The 554-nt window shown below is 57.6% G+C and carries 1 protein-coding gene; it reads left to right on the top strand.

The window, feature by feature from the left end:
* On the top strand, positions 1-485 hold a 485-nt coding region (gene dctP / locus J5M71_RS26820), incomplete at its 5' end, for a TRAP transporter substrate-binding protein DctP (RefSeq protein ID WP_207838531.1).
* Positions 486-554: the final 69 nt, after the last annotated feature.

Raw genomic sequence — 554 nt, 5'->3', positions numbered from 1 at the left:
AGGCCTCGGCGGTGCTGGAAGAGCAATTCAAGGCGGTGCGCGCCAATCCGCGCAAGATGAGTTTTGCCGAGGTATATCAAGGCCTGCAGACCGGTGTGGTCAACGGGGCGGAGAATCCTTACTCGAACATCTACAGCCAGAAGATGCATGAAGTGCAGAAGTACATCACCGAATCCAACCACGGTGTACTGGACTACATGCTGATCACCAACACCAAATTCTGGAACGGCCTGCCGCCCGACGTGCGCAGCGAACTGGACAAGATCGTCGTGGAAGTCACCACCCACGTGAACAAGGAAGCCCAGCAACTGAACGAGGGTGACAAGCAGCGCATCCTTGCCGCCAAAACCACGGAAATCATCACGCTTACGCCAGAAGAACGTGGGCAATGGCGCGATGCGATGAAACCGGTGTGGAAGAAGTTCGAAGGCGAAATCGGCGCTGGGCTGATCTCTGCTGCCGAAGCCGCAAACCAGGCGCAATAATCGCAAGGCAGGCGCCGCTGCGTCGGCGCCTGCCCGTCTTCACTCGACGTGAGATGCCATCCATGAAAG

Source organism: Pseudomonas sp. 43(2021), assembly GCF_017490805.1.
Taxonomy (GTDB): Bacteria; Pseudomonadota; Gammaproteobacteria; order Pseudomonadales; family Pseudomonadaceae; genus Aquipseudomonas.
This window is presented reverse-complemented; position numbering and strand designations above follow the sequence as displayed.